Genomic DNA, 21,743 nt, shown 5'->3' with positions numbered 1-21,743 from the left:
GAAGCGGGGCTTCGGAACAAGTCCGGGGCGACGTGCAAGTGCGAGGCCTCCGACGCACCCCGCACCTCCCACCACTATCGCGCGCGCCGATAAATCTTTAGGTCATCCGCATGTCCCGCCTTCCCACCGTCGCGATCGTCGGCCGCCCCAACGTCGGCAAGTCGACGCTGTTCAATCGTCTCGTCGGCAAGAAGCTTGCGCTGGTCGACGACCGCCCCGGCGTGACGCGTGACCGGCGCGAAGGCGACGCGCATCTGCTCGGGCTCGACTTTCGCATCATCGACACCGCGGGGTACGAGGAGGAGGACCCCAACACCTTGCCCGGCCGGATGCGCCAGCAGACGCAGGCCGCGGTCGATGCCGCCGATGTCGCGCTGTTCGTGGTCGATCTCGCGCGCCGGCGTCGTGCCGCTCGACGAGGAAATCGCGCGCTGGCTGCGCGGATCGGACACGCCGATCGTGCTGATGGCCAACAAGGCCGAAGGGCGCGCGGGCGACGGCGGCTTCTACGAGGCGATGGCGCTCGGCTTCGGCGATCCGGTCGCCTTCTCCGCCGAGCATGGCGAGGGCATCGTCGAGCTGTTCGAGGCATTGCTGCCGCATCTCGATCCGCTGCAACCCGAGCCCGAAGAGCCGATCGACATCGAAAGCCCCGACGCCCCGCTCAAGCTGGCGATCGTCGGGCGCCCGAACGCGGGCAAGTCGACGCTCGTCAACCAGATGCTCGGCGAGGACCGGATGATCACCGGCCCGGAGGCGGGGATCACGCGCGACTCGATCGCGATCGACTGGACCTGGGAAGGCCCGGACGGTCCGCGGCAGGTGCGGTTGATCGACACCGCCGGGATGCGCAAGCGCGCCAAGGTGCAGGACAAGCTGGAGAAGCTTTCGGTCGCCGACGCGCTGCACGCGGTCGATTTCGCCGAAGTGGTGGTGCTGCTGCTCGACGCTACGCTCGGGCTCGAATCGCAGGATCTGCGCATCGCCGATCGCGTGCTCGAGGAAGGCCGCGCGCTGGTGATCGCGCTCAACAAGTGGGACGTGGCGGAGAATGCCTCCAGCCTGTTCAACGGCGTCAAGAAGGCACTCGACGAAGGGCTGGCGCAGGTAAAGGGCGTGCCGCTGCTCGCGGTGTCGGCGGCGACCGGCAAGGGCATCGATCAGTTGATCGCGGCGGCGTTCGAGACGCGTGAGGCCTGGTCGCGGCGCGTCGGCACCGGCGAGCTCAACCGCTGGTTCGAGCGTGCGATCGAGGCCAATCCGCCGCCAGCGCCGGGCGGCAAGCGAGATCAAGTTGCGGTATCTGACGCAGGCGAAGACGCGGCCGCCGGGTTTCGTGCTGTTCGGCACGCGCGTCGACGAGCTGCCGACCAGCTATCAGCGTTACCTCGTCAACGGCATCCGTCGCGATCTCGGCTTCGGCGCGGTGCCCGTACGGCTGATGCTGCGCGCGCCGAAGAATCCTTTCGGAAAGTAACGCCCGCTTACGTCCCGTTTACCAGTCAGGGCTACTTTCGTGGCCAGGTATCCGGAGGGTGGCGGGAGACGTTGGTGTCGGTGGAAACGAGCAAACTGGTCGATGATCTGGCGTTGGCGCGCGCGCGTGCCGAGCTGGGGACCGGCTTCGCCCGCATCCTCGGCTACTTCCGGGAAGACGGCATCAAGTCGCTGACCACGCTTGAGGAAGCCGTCCGCAAGTCCAATGCCGTCGCGATGGTGATCCCGGCGCATACCTTGAAGGGCGAGGCGCAGCAATTCGGCGCGCTGGCGCTGGCGGCGATCGCCGAGAAGATCGAGAATTATGCGCGGTTGTGCATCGAGCATCACGATGCGCCCGATGGTGCGATCAAGGATGTGGTAGCCCTACGCCCGGTGCTGCTGCAGACGCTGGCGCTGCTCGAGCGCGAGGCGGGAGTGGCCGTGACGCCGCCGCCAGCGGTCACCCCACCAGCGCCTGTCGCACCGGCGTTCACGCCGCCGCCGCTCGCCGGGCGTCCGCGCGCGCCGGGTGGGTTCGGGCGCAAGATCGGCTGAGGTCGCGCGTCCTGCCGGCGGTTTGATCAACAATCGCTGTTGACCCTGAGTTTGCCGAAAGGCGGCCCAATCGCGCGTGCTTCGACAAGCCGAGCACGAAGGGCGGATACGCTGCCAACAACAGCTCTCGCCCCCGGCTCACGTCGGGGTGACGGAGAAAGGGCGGGGAGACCTTATCGAGCCCCACCGCCCCTTCGCATCAACCCTTCAGATACGGCGCAGCGCCGCTGGCCGGCTTGTCGTGTTCGCTGATCGAGTTGAGCTGGATATAGTTCTGGATGCCCATCCGCTCGATCATCTCGAACTGACGCTCCAGCGTATCGACATGCTCTTCTTCGCTGGCGAGGATGCGCGCGAACAGCTCGCGGCTGACGAAGTCCTTCACTTCCTCGCAATAGGCGACCGCGGCCTTGAGCTGCGCGACTGCCTCGATCTCCATCGCGAGATCGGCCTTGAGGATTTCCTCGACCGTCTCGCCGATCCGCAACCGCCCGAGCAGCTGGAAGTTGGGCAGCCCGTCGAGAAACAGGATCCGCTCCGCCAACCAGTCGGCGTGCTTCATCTCGTCGATCGATTCGTGGCGCTCGAACTCAGCGAGCTTGTAGACGCCCCAGTGGTCGAAGAGACGGTAATGTAACCAATATTGGTTGATCGCCGTAAGTTCGTTACGAAGCGACTCGTTCAAAAATTCGATGACTTTCGGGTCACCCTTCATCGTCTCTTCCTCCACTGGAATGGAGGCGAGATACAGAGGCGGGTGCTTGAACGGAAGCCTGAAAACTCTATTCGCGCAAGATGAGAGCGCTACGCAGCCGCACGTTCCTCATTGATGATCTCGCGTGCGAACGCGACGCACTGCCCGCATTTTGCCTGCCGCCCATAGCAGCGATAGGCCTGACACGCTGTGGTCGCTCCCGCGCGGGCCGCCTCGCGTACTTGGCATTCACGAATCGCATTGCAGACGCAAACGACCATAACCGCTCCCTAACCGACGTCGCCGTGGTACGGATAATGCGAATGGATCGCAAGCTAATTTGCGTCGCGTTCGCAAGTTGCGCGACGAAGTGGTATCCATGTGCCGCGGGCTGCGCAGCGCCACAGCCATTCGGCAGGGCCGTGGGTGAAGCGCGCCAGCCACCATTGTGGCCACAACAGCATCGCCGCCCAGGCGGGAACGAGCAGGAGGTAGAGCGCCGCGCGGTCCCAGCGCGCGAACTGCCCGCTGCCCCAGCCGTAGAACAGTGCGGTGAATGCGAGGCTGCAGGCCAGATAGTTGCTGAGCGCGACCCGGCCTGCCGCCGCGACGCGACCGTCGCGCACGGTCAGCAGCAGGAGCGCCGCATAGCCCATGACGGTCACCGGACGGAGCAACGGCGCGACGACGAAGCTCGCGAGGACGACGATGTGCGCATCGAAGTCGCGCGCGATCGTGTGCGCCGCGATCAGGGCGAAGATCGGGAGCGTCGTGAGTAGCGCCGCCGCCGCGATCATCACGTACCGGCGACGTGGCCATGCGCCGGTCAGAAAGCCACTTCGCAATCCCGCCATGCCGAGCAGCATATAAGCGAGCGTCTCCGGACCGTTGGCGAGGAAGGCGGTGAACGGTCCGGCTTCCTCGCGCCACCGCCATGTGACGTTTGCGCGCCAGCCGCCGCGCATCGCAGCGATCTCACGCGCCAGATCGGCGGGCACCGACCGGCCGAACACCCGCTCGACGACCGCACCGAGCCCGGCGACCGCCAGCCCGTTGGCGAGCGCGAGCATCAGGCAAGCGGCAGCGGCGAACAGCAGGAGCCGCAGCGGCGCGGCGCTGAACAGCAAGGCGACGCAGCCGACCAGCGCGTAGAGGCTGAGGATGTCGCCGCTCCACACGAAGTACAAATGCGCGCAGCCGATCACGAACAGCGTCGCCATGCGGCGCAAGTGGAGCGCCGCACCGTTTCCGCCACGCGCGTCGGCGCGGTCGATCACCAGCAGCATCGACGCACCGAACAGCGCGGCGAACAGCCCGCGCATCTTGCCCTCGACGAACACATAGGTGAACGCCCAGGCGGTGATGTCGGCGGGGCCAGTTCCGCCCCATGCCGCGGGTGAGAAATAGGCGGCGACGGGCAGCGCGAAGCCGGGGAGGTTGGCGATCAGGATGCCGAGCACCGCCGCACCGCGCAGATGATCGAGCGCGACGATGCGGGACGTCGGGCGGTGAGATCGCGTCGCGGTTTGATCCATCACCCACTCCTTGTCGCTTCCCCGGCGAAGGCCGGGGTCCAGTCGGGAAGGCCGGCGAGATGAAGCGAGACACGCCTCACTGGCGCCCCCAACCGGGCCCCGGCCTCCGCCGGGGTGCCGCTCTATTACCAAAGCAATCGCGTGCTTGCCGCTGAGCAATCGTGCGGCAGTCTCTATAGCGCCGCTTCGGTGCTCATCAGCTTCGGGAAGAAGCCCTCGTGCGCCGCGCGCAATTCGCCCAGCGGGACGCAGAAATCGCCGCCTGCCAGTTCGAAGATGATCCGCGTCCCGATCGTGCGGCCCAGCGGCTCGGCCTCGACGCCGGCGTCCAGCGCGGCCTGCAGGAAGTCGAGCAGTGCGTGATCGTGGACCGTCACGACGTACACGCCCTGATCCTCGGCGAACAGCGATGCGGCGGTGTCATAGGGGAGGGCACGGTCGATCATCGCACCGATCCCGCCGGCCAGGGCCATTTCGGCGATCGTCACCGCGATCCCGCCGTCCGACACGTCATGCACCGCGCCGAGATGCCCGGCGGCGATCTGTTCGCGGATGAAGTCGCCGGTGCGGCGCTCGAGATCGAGGTCGACGCGCGGCGGTGGGCCTTCCTCGCGGCCGTGGAGTTCGCGCAGCCACAACGACTGGCCGAGGTGCCCCGACCGCGTGCCGACGACGACGATGATGTCGCCGGTCTGCTTGAAGGCGATCGTCGCGTTCTTCTGCCAATCCTTGAGCAGTCCGATGCCGCCGATCGCGGGGGTCGGCAGGATCGCGGAGCCGCCGCCGGTCGCCTTGGACTCGTTGTAGAGGCTGACGTTGCCCGACACGATCGGGAAGTCGAGCGCACGGCACGCCTGCGCCATGCCGTCGAGGCAGCCGACGATCTGGCCCATGATTTCCGGGCGTTGCGGATTGGCGAAGTTGAGGCAGTTGGTAATCGCCAGCGGGGTCGCACCGACCGCGGTCAGGTTGCGCCACGCCTCGGCGACCGCCTGCTTTCCGCCCTCGACCGGATCGGCGAAGCAATAGCGCGGGGTGCAGTCGGTGGTCATCGCCAGCGCCTTGTCGGTGCCGTGGACGCGCACCACCGCGCTGTCGCCGCCGGGGCGCTGCACGGTGTCGGCACCGACCATGTGGTCGTACTGCTCCCAGATCCAGCGGCGGCTGGCGATGTCGGGCGACCTCATCAAGGCGAGCAGATCCTTGGCAGGATCCTTGCTCTCCGGCACGTCGACCAGCGCCTTCGGGGCGGGAGTGGGGACGTGCGGCCGATCGTAGAGCGGCGCGTCGTCGGCGAGCGGGCCGAGCGGGATATCGCAGACGGTCTCGCCCTTGAACTTCAGCACCATGCGCCCGGTGTCGGTGACATGCCCGATCACCGCAAAGTCCAGCTCCCACTTCTCGAAGATCGCGCGTGCGAAATCCTCGCGGCCGGGCTTCAGGACCATGAGCATCCGCTCCTGCGATTCGGAGAGCATCATCTCGTACGGCGTCATGCCGGTTTCGCGCTGCGGCACGTCGTCCATGACCAGCTCGATCCCGACGCCACCCTTCGACGCCATTTCGACCGACGAGGAGGTGAGGCCCGCCGCGCCCATGTCCTGGATCGCGACGATCGCATCGGACGCCATCAGTTCGAGGCACGCCTCGATCAGCAGCTTTTCGGTAAAGGGGTCGCCGACCTGTACGGTCGGGCGCTTGGCATCGGCATCCTCGCCGAAGTCCGCCGAAGCCATTGTCGCGCCGTGGATGCCGTCGCGCCCGGTCTTCGACCCGACATAGACGATCGGGTTGCCGATCCCGCTGGCGGCCGAATAGAAGATCTTGTTCGTTTCGGCGACGCCGACCGTCATCGCGTTGACGAGGATGTTGCCGTCATAGGCGGGGTGGAAATTGACCTCGCCGCCAACCGTCGGGACGCCGACGCAATTGCCATAGCCGCCGATCCCGTGGACGACGCCCGAGATCAGGTGCCGCATCTTCGGATGGTCGGGCCGACCGAAGCGCAAGGCGTTGAGATTGGCGACCGGCCGCGCGCCCATCGTGAACACGTCGCGCAGGATTCCGCCGACCCCGGTCGCCGCACCCTGATAGGGCTCGATGTACGAGGGGTGGTTGTGGCTCTCCATCTTGAAGATCGCCGCCTGCCCGTCGCCTATATCGACCACGCCGGCATTCTCGCCGGGGCCGCAGATGACCTGCGGGCCCTCGGTCGGCAGCTTCTTCAGGTGGATGCGGCTCGACTTGTAGCTGCAATGCTCGGACCACATCACCGAGAAGATGCCGAGTTCGACCAGATTGGGCTCGCGACCGAGTGCGCCGAGCACGCGGTCATATTCCTCGGGGGACAGGCCGTGGTCGGCGACGATCTGGGGCGTGATGACGGTCATGCCCGCGCGCATAGCGGGCCGGGGGCCGCGATGCCAGATGCGGCGTGCGGCGCGGCAAGTTGGCGATGTTTGCGCCGAACGGGGTTTACGCGCGGTCCGTGCCAAGGGGCGCGGGGTTTCGGCATGGCTCAAGGATAGCAAATGTTGGAGGATGTAGGACAGCAGGTTCCGCGTTCACCGTCACAGGGGCTGTGGTTTTGCCTTAGTGGTGAAAGGGCTGACACAAGCGCGTCGGGCGTGTGTCAGGCCGATCGATGAACGATACAGACATGGGCCCCTGCCTGCGCAGGGGCGATGGAAAAGGGGCGGGCTGGCCGCGTTTAACCCCGTCATCCACGCGCAGGCGGGGATCCAGACGCGCAGGTTCTCGCAAGGGCCGAAAGGTCAGAGGTTCTGGATTCCCGCCTGCGCGGGAATGACGAATTCAGCGGTGCCGCCGCCGCAAGCGCCGGAGCAGGCCGCGTTTTTCGAAGCTTTCGAACATCTCGCCCGGCCCTTCGGGGTCGAGCACCTCATTGTCCGCGAGCCATTTCTCGACGCCGTTCAGGTCGTCGATCTCATACGGTATCAGCGTCCGGCCCGACCCGCGCAGCGCCTCGATCGTCGCGATCAGTCCGTCGCGCTCGATGCGCGCCGAAACCTCGTCGATGTTTGCGCCGAGATGCTCGGCGAGCAGGTCGGCGCGGATCGCGGCGATCGTCTCCGGCTCGTCAGTGATCGTCACGTCGCATTCGGTGTCGAGCCGCAGCGAGCGGTTGTTGAAGTTCGACGAGCCGATGCGGATCGCCACCTCGTCGATCACTGTCACTTTGGCGTGGCAATAGATCGCCTCGCCACGCTCGGTGACCGGATGGTAGATGCGGAAGCGGCCGTGGCGGTCGCGCTTGCGCAGCTCGGCGACCAGCCGTGCGCGCGCGGTGTCCATCGCGATCGGCTCCAGCCAGCCTTGCGCGGAGACCGGGTTGATGATGACGATCTCGGGCGGATCGGCCTCGACCAGCCGCTTGGCGATCGCCTCGGCGATCCGGCGCGAGGCGAAATACTGGCTCTCGGCGTAGATGCGCTTCTTCGCGCCCGCGATCAGCGCGAGATAGAGGCGCTCGATCTCGAGCACTTCTTCCTGCCCCTCATGCTCGGGCTGGCTGCGCGAGATCGCGACCTCGACGTCGGTGAATTGCGCGGGCAGGCTTTCGGGCCAGCAATCGCTGCCCGGCGCGGGCGAGGGCGGGGTGATCGGCGCGCCGCCGGCGATTTCCCAGCGCGTCCGGCACAATTCGCCGAGCGCCTTCGCGACCGGCCCCTGCAACGCGGTGGTGACGTCGTGCCACGGCTTGTAGCTGAAGCCGTTGGGCGAGCGGCGGTGCGGATTGTCGTCGAGATGCTCGCGCGTGTCCCAACGCTCGTCGGTCATGTCGATCCCGCCGCAGAAAGCGAGGCAGTCGTCGATGACGACGATCTTCTGGTGCTGCGACGCGGCCATCGGGTGGTGGCCATCGAGCTTCAGGTGGATGCGCGGCTGGCGCCACCGCCAATTGAGCAACGTCCACAGCGTCTTGCCGCGTGTGAGCGTCTTCATCGCGCCGGTGTCCCAGCGCAGGATGTGGACCTGCAATCCGGGCGTGCGCTTCACCAGCCAGGTGATGAACGCGCCGACATCCGCGGGCGCCTCGGGATGGTCGTCGTCCCAGGCGAGCCGGATGCGCGCGTCGAAGTCCCAGCCGACCAGCAGGATCTGATGCTTCGCGTTGAGCATCGCCTGCCGCGCGGCGCGGAAGTAATTGTCGGCATCGACGACGGCGGCGGCGCGCGTCGCGCGGGCGACGCGCCAGCGGGTATCGACGGGCAGCTTCACAGCAGGTCGCGCACGCGTTCGGGCGGGCGGGCGATCAGCGCGCCCTTGTCGGTCTCCACGAACGGCCGCTCGATCGTGGCGGGATCGCGTGCCATCAGGTCGAGCGGGTCGTCGTCGGTCGTCGCCGAGGCATCGGCCCGTAGCGCAGCGCGGGGCGTGATCCCGGCGCGGGCGCACAACAGCGCGAGTTCGTCGCGCGACGGGGGCGTTTTCAGATACTCGACGACCGTCACTTCGGCGCCGGCCTCGGTTAGGAGCGCCAGCGCCGCGCGCGACTTCGAGCAGCGCGGATTGTGGAGGATCGTTGCGTTCATCGCGCCCCGTTTGGCAGGGCGGAACGCTGCGGTCCAGCGATCAGCACGCCGCGGAACGGACGATCGTCGCCGTCGAGCCCCTGACCGGCGGGCAGGCCGAGCAGATCGCGCAGCAATGGGGCGACGTCGACATTGTCGAACGTCGCCAGATGCTTGCCGGCGCGGAATGCCGGACCGTTGGCGATGAACAGCGCGCGCATGTCGGCGGCGTCATTGTCGAAGCCATGGCTGCCGGTCGATTCCTGCCGGGTCGGCGCAGTCTTCGCGATCGACCACCCGCCGCCCGGGCCGTCCTCGCCGAGGCACAGGAACGCCGGGATGCGCGGGTTGCGGCCATAGTGGAAGCGCGCCGGGATCTGCTCCTTGCGCCAGCATTGCATGTGCGGATGCGGGCGCAACAGCGCGGCGGCGACCGCGGCGTCGCGCCCCGGCAGCGGCGCGAGCGTCGCATAGGGGCCGCTCTCCACGACACGCGCGTCGGTGGCGGGGACGATCGTGTCGAGCGCGATCGTGCGGCGCGTATCGGTCGCGGCCATGCCATGATCGGCGACGATGACGAGGTTCGCCGGCTGTCCCAGCGCGGCGAGGTCGCTCATCAATTGACCGATGGCGGTATCGACCTGCGCGACCGCCTGCATCGTGCGCGGGTCGGCGGGGCCGAACTGATGCCCGGCCGTGTCGACCGCATCGAAATAGAGCGTCAGGAAGTGCGGGCGCATCGCCGCGGGCCGGCGTAGCCAGTCGATCAGCGCATCGACGCGCTGACGATTGTCGACCGATTCGCCATATTGCTGCCAGTCGTGCGGGCGCATGCCGCCGGTCGTCTCGTGCGGCCAATCCTTGGCCATCGTCCCGCCCCATGCGACGTTCGAGCCCGGCCAGAACATCGTCGCGGAACGCACCCCCGCGCGCTCGGCGGTCACCCAGATCGGCTCGGCGGCGTTCCACCAGAACGGATCGTCGGTCGCCATCGTGAAGGTCTCGCCGGGGCGCTGCGGATCTTCCATGCTGTTGGCGGTGATGCCGTGACGATCGGGGACCAGCCCGGTGACGAGCGTCCAATGGTTGGGAAAGGTCTTGGACGGAAACGACGGGCGCATCGCCGCGCTGACGCCTGTGGCGGCGAGCCGCGACAGGTTGGGGGTGACGCCGCGTTCGAGATAGTCTGGGCGGAAGCCGTCGATCGAAACGAGGTTCGTTACCGGCGCGCGCCGCTCGCTGGCAGCGAGACCGGTTGGCGCGGCGGCGGCATAGCTCGTCGGCGGAGCGGGGCGGGCGACCGGCGGCAGCGCGGGGGGATCGTAGCGATAGGCGCAGGCGGACACGGCGGCCAGCGCGGCGAGCAGGGGAACGCGGGACAACATGCCCGGCCCTTACGCGCGCGATCTTGCAGAACAAAGACCTGTCGCAGCGTTGCGGAACGCCTGTGCCGGTTCGCGCTTTCTGATCGCATGATCCGCGTCTTGCTGCCCCTGTTGTGCCTCTCGGTCGCGGCTTGCGGCAAAAGCGACGAGGAGAAGGCGCCCCCACCCGCGCCGGTTCCGACCGCAACCGCACCCGCGCCGCGGACGCCGGTAATGCAGATCACGCCGGCGCCGGGGGCTACGCCGGCCTGGTTGAAGGCTCGTCCGCATGAGGGAGCGGCGGTGCGTGCGCCTTATGGTGGCACGCTCGACCGGCCGGTGGTGGAAGGCGGACGTTGAGCTAAACGACTTTTGGCAACGCCTCCCCATGTCGAACGGCAGGGGATGGGGCATGTGCTTCGACAAGCTCAGCACGAACGGTTTGGAAGAGCCGGCCGCGCGGTGCATGGGCGACCTTGCGGAGTCACCCAGCGCTATACTCTACCGTTCGCCCTGACGTTCGCCCTGAGCTTGTCGAAGGGCGTGCGAACGGGAAGCTGCTTCAACCGGCGACCGCTCGGATGAAGCAGCGCCCCGGATCACGTCCGGGGCGACGGCCAAATATCAGACGTTGAAGCGGAACAGCAGCACGTCGCCGTCGTGGACGACATATTCCTTGCCTTCCTGCCGCAGCTTGCCCGCCTCGCGCGCGCCGGCTTCGCCGTTGAACGCGACGTAATCGTCGAAGGCGATCGTCTCGGCGCGAATGAAGCCGCGCTCGAAATCGGAGTGGATCGCGCCCGCCGCCTGCGGTGCCTTCGACCCGGCCTCGACTGTCCAGGCGCGCGCTTCCTTCGGGCCGACCGTGAAGAAGGTCAGCAGGTGGAGCAGTTCGTAGCCGGCGCGGATCACGCGCGTGAGGCCGGTTTCCTCCAGCCCCAGTTCGGCGAGGAATTCGCCGCGATCCTCGTGCGGCATCGTCGCGATCTCCGCCTCGATCGCCGCGGAGACGACCACGGCCTGTGCGCCCTCGGCAGCGGCCTTGTCGAACACCTTCTGCGACAGCGCATTGCCGTTCGCGGCGTCCTCCTCGTTGACGTTGCAGACGTAGAGGACCGGCTTGGCGGTGAGCAATTGCGCCTGATCCAGCACGCGCTGCTCGTCGGGGTCGTTGGCCTCGGTCAGCCGCGCGGGCTTGCCGTCGCGCAGCAGGTCGAGCGCGCGGCCCAGCACCAGCGCGCCGAGCTTGGCTTCCTTGTCGCCCTGCTGCCCCTTCTTGGCGAGATTGGGGACGCGCTTTTCTAGGCTTTCGAGATCGGAAAGCATCAGCTCGGTCTCGACCGTCTCGGCATCGGCGATCGGATCGACGCGATTGTCGACGTGCTGGATGTCGTCATTCTCGAAACAGCGCAGCACGTGGACGATCGCATCGACCTCGCGGATGTTGCCGAGGAACTGGTTGCCCAGCCCCTCGCCCTTGCTGGCGCCGCGCACCAGCCCGGCGATGTCGACGAAGCCGAGCTGCGTCTCGATGATCTTGGCCGAGCCGGCGATCGCCGCCAGCTTCGACAGGCGCGGATCGGGGACGCCGACGTTGCCGACGTTCGGCTCGATCGTGCAGAACGGATAGTTCGCCGCCTGCGCCGCGGCCGTTTCGGTCAGCGCGTTGAAGAGGGTGGACTTGCCGACGTTGGGCAGGCCCACGATGCCGCAGCGGAAACCCATTGGGGAAAACCTGTGTGATGAGGAAAGCGCGCCAGATAGGCCAGCGCGCGCGCCGTGGCTAGGGGAGGGGCTCACCCCACCGCCATTCCCCACAGCAGGTAACCGTTGAGCACCACGATCACCGCCGCGATCGCCCAAGCCAGCGCCGCCAGCCAGCGCGGCGCGGCGAAGCTGCCCATCAACCGGCGGTTGGAGGTGTAGAGCACCAGCGGGATCACCGCGAACGGCAGTTGTAGGCTCAGCACCACCTGGCTGAGCACCAGCAGGTCGGTCGCGCCGCGGTCGCCGGCCGAGGCGACCACCACCACCGCCGGCACGATCGCGATCGCGCGCGTGATCAGCCGCCGCAGCCATGGCGCCAGCCGGATGTCGAGGAAGCCCTCCATCACGATCTGCCCGGCGAGCGTGCCGGTGACGGTCGAGTTCTGCCCGCTGGCGAGCAGCGCGACCGCGAACAGCACGCTCGCCGCGCCGACCCCGAGCATCGGCGCGAGCAGCCGGTGCGCGTCCTCGATCTCGGCGACCTCGAACCGCCCCGCGCTGTGGAACGCCGCCGCCGCCAGCATCAGGATCGCCGCGTTGATGAAGAAGGCGAGCCCCAGCGCGACGGTCGAATCGATCGTCGCCATCTTCAGCGCCTCGTGCCGGTCGCCTTCGTCGCTGCCATAGGCGCGGGTCTGGACGATCGACGAATGGAGGTAGAGGTTGTGCGGCATCACCGTCGCGCCGAGGATGCCGATCGCGATGTAGAGCATCGCCGGGTTGCGGACGATCTCGGCCGAAGGCACCAGCCCGATCGCCGCCGCGCTCCAGTCCGGGCGCGCCCAGAACAACTCGAATGCAAAGCACGCGGCAATGATGATCAGCAACGCGGCGATGAACGCCTCCAGTCGCCGGAAGCCGTAGCGCTGGAGCGCGAGGATCAGGAACACGTCGAGCACGGTGACCAGCACGCCGTAGAGCAGCGGCATTCCGAACAGCAATTTCAGCGCGATCGCGGTGCCCAGCACCTCGGCCAGATCGCAGGCGACGATCGCGATCTCGGCGAGCGCCCAGAGCAGCCACGCCACCGGGCGCGTCGAATGCTGCCGGCATGCCTGCGCCAGATCGAGCCCGGCACCGACCCCGAGCCGCGCCGACAGGGATTGCAGCACGATCGCCATCAGGTTCGACAGCAAGACGACGCTGAGCAACGTATAGCCGAACGCCGAGCCGCCGGCGATGTCGGTCGCCCAATTGCCGGGGTCCATGTAACCGACCGCGACCAGCCAGCCGGGACCGACGAACGCCAGCAACTTGCGCCAGAAGCCCGCGCCCTTGGGCACGGGCACGGAGGCGAAACTGTCGCCGAGCGAACGGGTGGTGAGGGTCATGTGCGGGGAGGAATGCGGGAGAAGGGCGACGGTTTCAACCGTCTGGGGTGGATCTGCTTTTCTCGACCCACTCACTCTGTCGCCCCGGACTTGATCCGGGGCCCCGCTTCTTGCCGGCGATTGAAGAAGAAGCGGGATCCCGGATCAAGTCCGGGATGACGGGAAGTGGCGACCCTAATCTCCGTCATTGCGAGCGAAGCGAAGCAATCCAGGGCGTCCTGGTCCGACCTTGGATTGCTTCGCTTCGCTCGCAATGACGATCACCCCGCCGTCAGATTCAGCCCCAGCACCCGCGCCAAGATCGCCTCATTCCGCGCAATCATCCCCGCATCCCGATGCGCCGGTGCGGTCATGATCGGGCCGTCCAGTGCGGTGTCGATCGGTGAGGGCGTGCGCTCGGGCGGTAGGTGCCGGAGCAGATGCGCCACCGCCGCGCGTGCGATCCGGCCATTGGCGGCCATCTGCGCGACGATCTCGGCCACGTCCACCGCGGCGCGATCGTCGCGCCAGCAATCGTAATCAGTGACCATCCCGACCAGCGCGTACGGCAGCTCCGCCTCGCGTGCGAGCCGCGCCTCGGGCATGGCGGTCATGCCGATCACGTCGCAGCCCCAGTCGCGGTAAAGGCGGCTTTCGGCGCGGGTCGAGAATTGCGGACCTTCCATCGCCAGATAGGTCGAGCGCTCGGCGACCCGGCCGCCCGCCGCGGTGATCGCCGCCGCGGCGAACGCGCTCAACCGCTCGCAGGTCGGATCGGCGAGCGAGACATGCGCGACCAGCCCGCCGCCGAAGAACGATGCCGGGCGCTGCACGGTGCGGTCGACGAACTGGTCGACGATCGAGAACGTGCCGGGCGGCAATTCCTCGCGCAGCGAGCCGACCGAGGAGATCGCGAGCAGGTCGGTGCAGCCCGCGCGCTTGAGCGCGTCGATATTGGCGCGCGCCGGAATGTCACCGGGCAGATGGACGTGCCCGCGGCCGTGACGGGGCAAAAAACGGATCGCGACATCTCCGATCCGCCCGAACAGGATCTGGTCGCTGGGGGTGCCCCATGGCGTCTCGACCGTGCGCCATTCGGCCTCTTCCAGCCCGTCGATCGCGTACAGGCCGGAGCCGCCGATGATCCCGATGGTCCATTGCGTGTTCATCACTGATCTCCGATAGTTTCCGACATGCGTATCATGCTCCCCGCCGCGCTCGCGCTGCTCGCCGCCGCCGTCCCCGCGACCGCCTTCGCTGCCACCCCGATCGCCGGACGCTACGTCACCGAGGATGGCGCGGGCGTCATCACGGTCGGCCCGTGCGGCAGCGTGACCTGCGGCAAGCTGACGACGATCCTCAAGAAGCGCCCTGGTGCCCCGGACACCGACGTCAACAACAGCGATGCGAGCCTGCGGACCCGTCCCGTTCTGGGAATGCCGATCCTGTCGGAGTTCAAGGATGCGGGCAAGGACTGGCGTGGCAAGATCTACGATCCGCGCAACGGCAAGACCTATAAGTCGATCGTCGCGAAGAACGCCGACGGCACGCTGGCGGTAAAGGGCTGCATCGCCTTCTTCTGCCAGACGCAGACGTGGCGGCCGGCGAAGTAAGGAATATCACACCCCTCTCCTGAAGGGGAGGGGCTTGATCCGATCACCCCTCGATCTGGTTTCCGCCGTGGCTGGCGGCGAGTGCGGCGTTGGCGCGGGCGGCGATCAGGGAGCTTTCCTGTCCGCCCGCGGCGCCGGTCGCGATGCCGGCCGAGGCGGTGACGCTGCCGATCGGTTCGCCGGTGCCGCGCAGCCGCAGGCGGCGTGCCGCGAACGCCGACAAGGCCCGCTCGGTCAACAATCGCGCGCCGCTGACCGGCAAGCCCCGGGTGATGAAGACGAATTCATTGCCGCTCCAGCGGATCAGTTCCTCATCGGGAAATGTCTGGTGCAGCGTCGCGGAGAAGGCGTTGAGGACGTTGTCGCCGACCGCGCGACCGTAGCGATCGTTGATCGTGTCCAGTGCGTCGACGCTGAACGCCACCACGACATGCGCCTCGCCGCCCGCGTCGGCACGCGCCATCACCTCGCGCGCGCCGCTGCGGTTGAGCGCCTGCGTCAGGTCGTCGCGGTCGGCGTCCGCGGGCGGCAGGCCGGGCACGATGTTGTCCCGCAGCCGGACCACCTCGGAGCGAAGCGCGGCCAATTCGCGCTCGGCATCGGACAGGCGATCGACAAAGTCGGTCGCGGCGGCGGGCAGGGTGGTGACGGGATCGCTGTTCGCCGCGTCGACGAAGGCGCCGACGTCGCGGCCGAGCGCCTCGGTCAGGTGGTGCGCGTCGCTGGTCAGCGTGCCGAGTTCCTGCGCCTGCCGCATCACGGTGCGCTCGCGCCGGTCGAGCGTCTGCTCGCGCGGCGGGGAGAGAAAGTCCTCGACGAGCGACTGGACGGTGGCGGCGGAGAGGCGCAGCCCGCCATCGGTGTATTCGGCGACAGCCTCCGACAGCTTCGATCCCGGCGCGCTGATCACCGCGAGCGCCAGCTCGTAGTGCGATGGCGACGGATCGAGCTGATGCAGTTCCAGGAAGTTGATCGCGCCGCGTGCGCGGTCGAACGGTGTTCTCATCGCCCCTTGTTCCGCTTCCTCGCGTCGCGTCGCGCGTTTATGCGGCGCGCGACCTTAAAGGTGCGTAAACGGCGGCCGGATCACACCGGGGCGGCGTCCGCGCCGGCGCCATAATGGTGCCAGGTGAAGATCGCCGCTGCGCCGCGATACGGCCGCCATGGCTCGGCGAGGTCGCGCGTCAGCTTCTCGCTGGGGCGTTCCGGGTGGCCGAGGATGCGTCCGGTCTCGATCTGCACCGCCAGATCGCCCGCCGGCCAGATATCGGGGCGACCCTCGGCGAACAGCAGATAGACCTCCGCCGACCAGCGCCCGATCCCCTTCACGCGCACGAGCTGCGCGATCGCTTCCTCGTCATCCGCGGGCAGATCGTCGAGATCGAGCCGCCCGCTCAGCACCTCGTCGGCCAGACTGCGCGCATAGCCGGTCTTCTGGCGCGAGAAGCCGCACGCGCGCAGCGAATCGTCGTCGAGCGCGGCGACGATCGCCGGATCGGTCGGATCGCCGAGCACCTCCAGCTTGCGCCACACCGCATCGGCGGCCTTCACGCTCACCTGCTGGCCGACGATCGTGCGCAGCAACGTGGCATAGCCGCGCGCGCGGATGCGCGGGGCGGGATAGCCGACCCGCTCCAGCGCGGCGGCGAAGGCGGGCTCGCGGGCGGCCAGCGCGTCGAGCCCGGCGTTCAGGTCGGCGGCGCTCAGCCCCATTGCGCGGGCTTCGGCTTGCCGCCATGGGCGGGGCGGATATCGGTGGAGTTCATATGGCCAAGCTTATCGTCGAGACCCGCAACGGGGAAGAACGCGAACTCGAAGGACAGGCGGGTTTTTCGGTCATGGAGGTGATCCGCGACGGCGGGATCGACGAGGTCCTGGCGCTGTGCGGCGGCTGTTGCAGCTGCGCGACCTGCCACATCCACGTCGACCCGGCCTTCGCCGACAAGCTGCCGCCGATGAGCGAGGACGAGAACGACCTGCTCGACGCCTCGCTGGACCGCGACGCGACATCGCGGCTGTCGTGCCAGATCGAATTCGGCCCGGCGCTGGACGGCCTGCGGGTGCGGATCGCCGCGGAGGATTGATCGCACCACCGTCATCCCCGCGAAGGCGGGATCCAGACGCGCAGGTCTTTCGATAGAGGCGCAGGCCTCAGGGGTCTGGATCCCCGCCTGCGCGGGGATGACGGCAGGGTAGCGGATGGGCGCGGACGTTATCGCGCCGTTACCGCATAGAGCGCGATCGCGGCGGCGTTCGAGACGTTGAGGCTCTCGACCTTGCCCGAGATCGGCAGCTTTGCCAATTCGTCGCAATGCGTCTCGGTGTTCTGGCGCATCCCTTCGCCCTCGGCGCCGAGCACGATCGCGATCCGGCGGCTGGCGCCGATGTCGGCGACCGATTGCTGGAGCGTCTGCGTCGCATGGCCGGTCAGCCCGATCCGCCAGCACCCCGCCTCGGCCATCTCCTCCAGCGCGCGCGCCAGATTGACGACGCGCACCCAGGGCACCGTCTCCAGCGCCCCGCTCGCCGCGCGCGCCAGCGCGCCCGATTCAGGCGGCGCGTGGCGATCCTGGGTGACGATGCCGAGCGCGTCGAACGCCGCGGCCGAGCGCAGGATCGCGCCGACGTTGTGGGGGTCGGTCACCTGATCGAGCACCACCAACGGGCGCGGACGCTCGGGATCGTCGGTGGTGCCCTGTTCGAGCAGATCGCCCAGCCACACGTCCTCGAGCGGATCGACCTCCGCGACCATTCCCTGGTGCGGGGCGTCGCCGGGGACCAGCCGCCCGAGATCGGCGACGTCGGCGAACACCACCGGCAACACCGGCGGCAGGTTCAGCGAGGCCAGCGCCTCGCGCGTGCCCCAGATCTTGCGCACCACGCGCTCCGGGTTGGCGAGCGCGGCGGTGACCGCGTGGCGACCCCATAGCCGGGGACGATTGCCCTGCGGCTGGCTCGGGCGATGACCGCGCCGTGCCATCAGCGAAGGCCCCGGCAGTGCGGGGCGGGGGAGGGCGGAGAGAAACGCATGACGGGTCGGGTCCGTGTTGTTCGATGGGGTTTGTCGACGCGGACGCTATGCGCGGCGGCGGCGTGGCGCAACCGCGGTGCAAATTGTTGCGGCATCGCGACACAGGCGTTGACAGGTCGCCGATGCGCGGGCATTGCGCGCCCTCGCTTTGACAGCGCCGCTCGTGGAAGGGTGGCCGAGTGGTTAAAGGCAGCAGACTGTAAATCTGCCCACGCAAGTGTACGCTGGTTCGAATCCAGCCCCTTCCACCAACCCTTTGTTCCAAAGGGTACCCGAACAGCCCCGCAGTGCCCCTTTCCCCTCGTGGGAAGGCTTGTGCGTTGTCCCACATGGTTCCAGATGGAACGCATGCAGCACAGTGATTCTGGGGGCATTTTGGGGGCACGGCTCAGATTGGCTGGGGGCACCGGATGCTGACGGATGTCGCGTGCCGGAAAGCGCCGGCGAAAGACAAGCCTTACAAGCTAGCCGATGCGCACGGGCTTTACCTCTACGTGCTGCCGTCCGGCTTCAAGTCGTGGCGCTGGAAGTACCGCGTGGGTGGCAAGGAGAAGAGGCTGGTCTTCGGCCCCTATCCAACCATCACCTTGGCGAGGGTGCGCGCGATGCGGGAGGAGGCCGCGCGTGTGTTGCGCGAGGGAGTCGACCCGGGGGTGAGCAAGCGACAACGAGCTGCCGAGCAGACGGCGCTGGTCGGCAGCACCTTCGAAAAAATTGCGCGGGAGTGGCATGCCAGCCAGAAAGCAGGCTGGTCGGCGCGCTACGCCGCGATCGTGCTGAACAGCTTCGAGAACGACGTTTTCCCACGGATCGGCAAGCTGCCAATCACGGCGGTCACGACGCCGCTGGTGCTGGAAGTGCTGCGGCCGATCGAGGCGCGCGGCGCTGTCGAAACGGCGCATCGTGTGCGTCAGCGGATCTCGGAGGTTTTTGCGCGCGCGATCGGCGCGGGGATCGCACCGGCGGATCCGTCGGCTGTGACGAAGCGCGCGTTAGCCCGCAAAACAAAGGGCAAGTTCCCAGCCGCGCGAACCGTCAAGCTCGCGCAGGCGGTGCTCGAGGAGTCGGAGAGGCAACCCGGCCAGCCGCTGACGAAGCTAGCATCGCGCCTGCTGGCACTGACCGCGGTTCGCTCAGCTACGCTGCGCAACGCGGAGGTGAGCGAGTTCGAGGACCTGGACGGCCCGGCGCCAATCTGGCGCGTGCCGGCGGCAAAGATGAAACTCGGCGTGGAGCGCAAGCAGGACGCAGCGTTCGAGTTCATCGTGCCCTTGTCGAGGCAGGCCGTCGAGACAGTGAAGGTGGCGATCGGCTTCTCGGGCAAGGATGCGACGGGGCTGATCTTCCGCAGCGTTCGCAACTCGCGCCGCCCGATCAGCGACAGCACGTTGAGCAAGGCGTATCGGAAGGCGGGCTTTTCGGGCGTGCACGTTCCGCACGGTTGGCGAGCGACCTTCTCGACGGTGATGAACGAGCTGGTGAAAGAACAGGGCAGGGGCGACGATCGCGCTGTGATCGACCTTATGCTCGCTCACATCCCGGCGGGGGTGGAGGGCGACTACAATCGAGCCGCGTACATGCCACGCCGGCGCGAGCTGGCGCAGGAGTGGGCGGATCTGCTGACCGACGGTTTGGTCCCGCCGGCGTCGTTGCTCGAGGGCAAGCGCCAGCACGGCTGACGATCGGAGGCCGCGCGTGACCGCGGCTTCGATTGGGCGCCAGGCGCGCCAGGTCACCAAGGGTTTTACGGCCCGCCTCACCGGTAAGGCCGAGCGTGGCGCTGACCGCAAAGTGCGCCGCGGAAGCATCGATGTCGAGGACCGCCGCTCGCGGGTTTTCCGGCCCATCGGCGATGGCACGACGGCCGGCGCGATGGGCTGGATCGACTGCATGCTGAAGGTAGTCGCCGAGTGGGACAATGAGCAGCGCGCCAAGGGCGGGGCTCGCCCTCTCGGCCTGCACGGCCTGCGGGTGCTCGAGGCGCTGCTCGGCCGGCACGGCAAGGTCGCGCTCGACTTCAAAAGCGGTCGGCTGGATCCCGCACTCGACACGATCGCCTGCGCCGCTGGCGTTACGAAGACCACGGTTGTGCGTGCGCTTGCGCGAATGAAGGACTTGAAGATTTTGGACTGGATCCGCCGTTCCGAGCGGACCGGCAACGACGGTGTCTTCGGTCCCCAACGTCGGCAGGTGTCCAACGCCTACTTCTTCACGCCCCACGAGCTGCCTGCACGCGTCGCCCAGCGGCTGCGGGATCTGCTCGCACGGAAGCGGCTCCGACGAACAGGCACCACCCCAGCGGTCTCGCCAGCAGCTGCGGCTGAGCCCTCGTGCCTGGATCTGCGCGACACGCTCGCTCGGATTAAGGCTGGGATCGCACGCCGCGATGACGGGGTGAACGCGAGTCCACCATGCGGCCAGTATCCCCTCTCAGGGGTTGAAGGATAAAAGGAATGGGATCGCTGAGGCGATCCCATACATCAATTTGTGATCCCCCCACGCCGACAAGGCCCGCCACATCCCCTCGACCGCTAAGACCCGGCGGTTGAGCGTGGCGGCTTGCGCCGCCCCGGGCTGCCTGGGGGGATGAGCACGGACCGTGCCATCCGCTCCCGACCGCGGCGCTTGCGGCGCGGTCAGTCAATCAGGATCTCGGCCCATTCCTCGAAAATGCGGCGACGCGGCGCCAGATGCTGGGCTCGGTTGTACGCCCCCTCGACTTTCGCAGTGGTCCCGTCTTCGTGCTTCAGCACGTGCGCGAGCGCCTGGTCGATCACGCCGCGATCGTCCGGGCGCCGCTCGTTCATCACCGTTGAGAATGTTGCGCGCCAGCCGTGCACGACGTGGCTCCCGGCAAACCGCGTTCGCCCGTACAGCGCGTTGATGGTGCCCTCGCCAAGCGGACTAGATCCGTCGCGGCCGGGGAAAACTAGTCCACCCCCATCTGAGAGCGCGCGCGGCGCGCAGCACTGCCACGGCCGCCGGCGCGAGCGGCACCAGGTGATCGTTGCCGGCGTCGAGCTTCTTCGTCGCGGCCAGCTTCATCCGCACCGCGGGGATGCGCCAAACGGGCGCGTTGCCGTACAGATCCTCGATCTCGCACCAGCGCGCGCCGCGCACCGCGGCGAGGCGCACCGCGGTGAGCGCGAGGAAGCGGGACGCGAGCTTCACCGCGGCGCTGGCGTCGACCAGCTCGGCCGCGGCGAGCAGCGCGCGCGCGTCCTCAACCGTCGTCAGCGCCGGGTGATGGCGCGCGGCCGGGGCGCGCGCGAGCGCGCGGCCGACGATCGCCGCCGGATCCGTCTGGGCCCAGCCCTCACTGACCGCGAGCGCGAACACATCGGAGATCCGCTGGCGGACGCGCCGCGCGGTCTGAATAGCGCCGCGCTGCTCGATAGCCCGCACGATCCGGAGCACCGCTGGCGCGTCGATCGCGTCCAGCTCGTTGTTGCCGATCGCTGGGAATACGTCGGCCTCAAGTCTGGCGATCACGTCGGCCGCGTGCACCGCAGTCCAGCCGGCGAGCTGCTGCGCGTGCCAGGCGCGCGCGGCGCGCTCGAAGGTCATCACCGCAGGTGCCGTGCGTGGATCCATGCCGCGACCGAGCCGCTCACGCGCTGCTTCAGCCCGGGCCCGAGCGGCATCAAGCGAGATATCCGGCCACTGGCCGATCGTCAGCAGCTGCTCCTGCCCGGCGAACCGAAAGCGCCACCGGAACGACTTGCGGCCGGTCGGAGCAACGAACAGGTGCAGGCCGCGCTCGTCGGCGATCTTGTACGCGGACGCGCGGGCGCGCGCCGCCTTGACGGCAGCGTTGGTGAGCATAGCGTTACTCGTGCTTTCGGGCGGAGAACCGCCTC

General features: G+C 68.0%; 21 protein-coding genes, 1 tRNA gene and 1 pseudogene. 8 read left to right on the top strand and 15 right to left on the bottom strand.

What is annotated here, in order from left to right; all coding sequences use genetic code 11:
• The first annotated feature begins 110 nt into the window (after positions 1 to 110).
• Both der and QP166_RS14780 read left to right on the top strand, forming a co-directional pair.
• Positions 111 to 1,477, top strand: a pseudogene (gene der / locus QP166_RS14785) (ribosome biogenesis GTPase Der).
• 74 nt (positions 1,478 to 1,551) lie between these two features.
• Positions 1,552 to 2,034 carry an Hpt domain-containing protein gene (locus QP166_RS14780; RefSeq protein ID WP_333916604.1) on the top strand — a complete coding sequence of 161 codons (483 nt, stop codon included), beginning with the start codon at positions 1,552 to 1,554 and terminating at the stop codon, positions 2,032 to 2,034.
• A 199-nt stretch (positions 2,035 to 2,233) separates the two neighbouring features.
• Here QP166_RS14780 and bfr read toward each other — a convergent pair whose 3' ends face one another.
• The 7 genes from bfr to QP166_RS14745 all read right to left on the bottom strand — a co-directional run bounded on the left by bfr (position 2,234) and on the right by QP166_RS14745 (position 10,183).
• A complete protein-coding gene (bfr, locus tag QP166_RS14775) occupies positions 2,234 to 2,749 on the bottom strand; it encodes a bacterioferritin (protein ID WP_333916602.1) in 516 nt (171 codons plus the stop codon).
• Between the two features lie 89 nt (positions 2,750 to 2,838).
• Positions 2,839 to 3,009, bottom strand: coding sequence for a (2Fe-2S)-binding protein (locus QP166_RS14770; protein WP_333916601.1), 171 nt, complete (start codon positions 3,007 to 3,009; stop codon positions 2,839 to 2,841).
• Between the two features lie 54 nt (positions 3,010 to 3,063).
• Complete coding sequence (locus QP166_RS14765) at positions 3,064 to 4,263, bottom strand: DUF418 domain-containing protein (RefSeq protein WP_333916600.1); 1,200 nt, start codon at positions 4,261 to 4,263, stop codon at positions 3,064 to 3,066.
• A 173-nt stretch (positions 4,264 to 4,436) separates the two neighbouring features.
• Complete coding sequence (purL, locus tag QP166_RS14760) at positions 4,437 to 6,653, bottom strand: phosphoribosylformylglycinamidine synthase subunit PurL (protein ID WP_333916599.1); 2,217 nt, start codon at positions 6,651 to 6,653, stop codon at positions 4,437 to 4,439.
• A gap of 424 nt (positions 6,654 to 7,077) precedes the next feature.
• A complete protein-coding gene (locus tag QP166_RS14755) occupies positions 7,078 to 8,505 on the bottom strand; it encodes a phospholipase D-like domain-containing protein (protein WP_333916598.1) in 1,428 nt (475 codons plus the stop codon).
• Positions 8,502 to 8,819 carry an arsenate reductase family protein gene (locus QP166_RS14750; protein ID WP_333916597.1) on the bottom strand — a complete coding sequence of 106 codons (318 nt, stop codon included), beginning with the start codon at positions 8,817 to 8,819 and terminating at the stop codon, positions 8,502 to 8,504. Before QP166_RS14750 ends, QP166_RS14755 begins: the two co-directional genes overlap by 4 nt.
• Positions 8,816 to 10,183: an alkaline phosphatase family protein gene (locus QP166_RS14745; RefSeq protein ID WP_333916596.1), complete on the bottom strand. Its 1,368-nt coding sequence runs from the start codon at positions 10,181 to 10,183 to the stop codon at positions 8,816 to 8,818. The genes QP166_RS14750 and QP166_RS14745 overlap by 4 nt, the downstream gene beginning before the upstream one ends.
• Before the next feature lie 213 nt (positions 10,184 to 10,396).
• Between QP166_RS14745 and QP166_RS14740 the strand changes: the two genes are divergently transcribed.
• The gene (locus tag QP166_RS14740; protein ID WP_333916595.1) at positions 10,397 to 10,522 is read left to right on the top strand and encodes a hypothetical protein; all 126 of its coding nucleotides are present in this window, start codon (positions 10,397 to 10,399) and stop codon (positions 10,520 to 10,522) included.
• A gap of 264 nt (positions 10,523 to 10,786) precedes the next feature.
• Here QP166_RS14740 and ychF read toward each other — a convergent pair whose 3' ends face one another.
• From ychF to QP166_RS14725, 3 genes are all read right to left on the bottom strand, one after another.
• A complete protein-coding gene (gene ychF / locus QP166_RS14735) occupies positions 10,787 to 11,887 on the bottom strand; it encodes a redox-regulated ATPase YchF (RefSeq protein WP_333916594.1) in 1,101 nt (366 codons plus the stop codon).
• 71 nt (positions 11,888 to 11,958) lie between these two features.
• The gene (locus QP166_RS14730) at positions 11,959 to 13,260 is read right to left on the bottom strand and encodes an Nramp family divalent metal transporter (RefSeq protein ID WP_333916593.1); all 1,302 of its coding nucleotides are present in this window, start codon (positions 13,258 to 13,260) and stop codon (positions 11,959 to 11,961) included.
• Positions 13,261 to 13,520: 260 nt separating this feature from the next.
• Entirely contained in the window at positions 13,521 to 14,408 is an 888-nt protein-coding gene (locus QP166_RS14725) for a phosphorylase family protein (protein ID WP_333916592.1), read from the bottom strand.
• Positions 14,409 to 14,432: 24 nt separating this feature from the next.
• Between QP166_RS14725 and QP166_RS14720 the strand changes: the two genes are divergently transcribed.
• A complete protein-coding gene (locus QP166_RS14720) occupies positions 14,433 to 14,852 on the top strand; it encodes a DUF2147 domain-containing protein (protein ID WP_333916591.1) in 420 nt (139 codons plus the stop codon).
• Between the two features lie 43 nt (positions 14,853 to 14,895).
• On the opposite strand, the gene QP166_RS14715 is transcribed toward QP166_RS14720, so the two are convergent.
• The gene (locus QP166_RS14715) at positions 14,896 to 15,858 is read right to left on the bottom strand and encodes a GGDEF domain-containing protein (RefSeq protein ID WP_333916590.1); all 963 of its coding nucleotides are present in this window, start codon (positions 15,856 to 15,858) and stop codon (positions 14,896 to 14,898) included.
• Positions 15,859 to 15,938: 80 nt separating this feature from the next.
• Positions 15,939 to 16,565, bottom strand: a complete 627-nt coding sequence (locus QP166_RS14710; RefSeq protein WP_333916589.1) for a DNA-3-methyladenine glycosylase family protein — start codon at positions 16,563 to 16,565, stop codon at positions 15,939 to 15,941.
• Between the two features lie 53 nt (positions 16,566 to 16,618).
• Here QP166_RS14710 and QP166_RS14705 point away from each other — a divergent pair, with 53 nt between their 5' ends.
• Positions 16,619 to 16,936 (top strand): ferredoxin, encoded by a 318-nt coding sequence (locus QP166_RS14705; protein WP_333916588.1) that lies wholly within the window; start codon positions 16,619 to 16,621, stop codon positions 16,934 to 16,936.
• Between the two features lie 128 nt (positions 16,937 to 17,064).
• Here the strand turns inward: QP166_RS14705 and rlmB are convergent, their stop codons facing one another.
• Positions 17,065 to 17,832 carry a 23S rRNA (guanosine(2251)-2'-O)-methyltransferase RlmB gene (rlmB, locus tag QP166_RS14700; protein ID WP_333916587.1) on the bottom strand — a complete coding sequence of 256 codons (768 nt, stop codon included), beginning with the start codon at positions 17,830 to 17,832 and terminating at the stop codon, positions 17,065 to 17,067.
• A 216-nt stretch (positions 17,833 to 18,048) separates the two neighbouring features.
• Between rlmB and QP166_RS14695 the strand changes: the two genes are divergently transcribed.
• The 3 genes from QP166_RS14695 to QP166_RS14685 all read left to right on the top strand — a co-directional run bounded on the left by QP166_RS14695 (position 18,049) and on the right by QP166_RS14685 (position 20,331).
• Positions 18,049 to 18,134 (top strand) — tRNA-Tyr (locus tag QP166_RS14695).
• A 159-nt stretch (positions 18,135 to 18,293) separates the two neighbouring features.
• Positions 18,294 to 19,562 carry a tyrosine-type recombinase/integrase gene (locus QP166_RS14690; RefSeq protein WP_333916586.1) on the top strand — a complete coding sequence of 423 codons (1,269 nt, stop codon included), beginning with the start codon at positions 18,294 to 18,296 and terminating at the stop codon, positions 19,560 to 19,562.
• A gap of 16 nt (positions 19,563 to 19,578) precedes the next feature.
• On the top strand, positions 19,579 to 20,331 hold the full coding sequence (locus QP166_RS14685) for a hypothetical protein (RefSeq protein WP_333916585.1): 753 nt from the start codon (positions 19,579 to 19,581) through the stop codon (positions 20,329 to 20,331).
• Between the two features lie 188 nt (positions 20,332 to 20,519).
• Here QP166_RS14685 and QP166_RS14680 read toward each other — a convergent pair whose 3' ends face one another.
• Positions 20,520 to 20,723, bottom strand: coding sequence for a hypothetical protein (locus QP166_RS14680; RefSeq protein ID WP_333916584.1), 204 nt, complete (start codon positions 20,721 to 20,723; stop codon positions 20,520 to 20,522).
• Positions 20,724 to 20,787: 64 nt separating this feature from the next.
• A complete protein-coding gene (locus QP166_RS14675; RefSeq protein WP_333916583.1) occupies positions 20,788 to 21,708 on the bottom strand; it encodes a tyrosine-type recombinase/integrase in 921 nt (306 codons plus the stop codon).
• Positions 21,709 to 21,743 lie beyond the last annotated feature (35 nt).

The sequence above is a fragment of the Sphingomonas sp. LR60 genome, from assembly GCF_036855935.1.
GTDB lineage: Bacteria > Pseudomonadota > Alphaproteobacteria > Sphingomonadales > Sphingomonadaceae > Sphingomonas.
The sequence above is the reverse complement of the archived record's forward strand: the minus strand, read 5'-3'. Positions and strand labels throughout refer to the sequence as shown.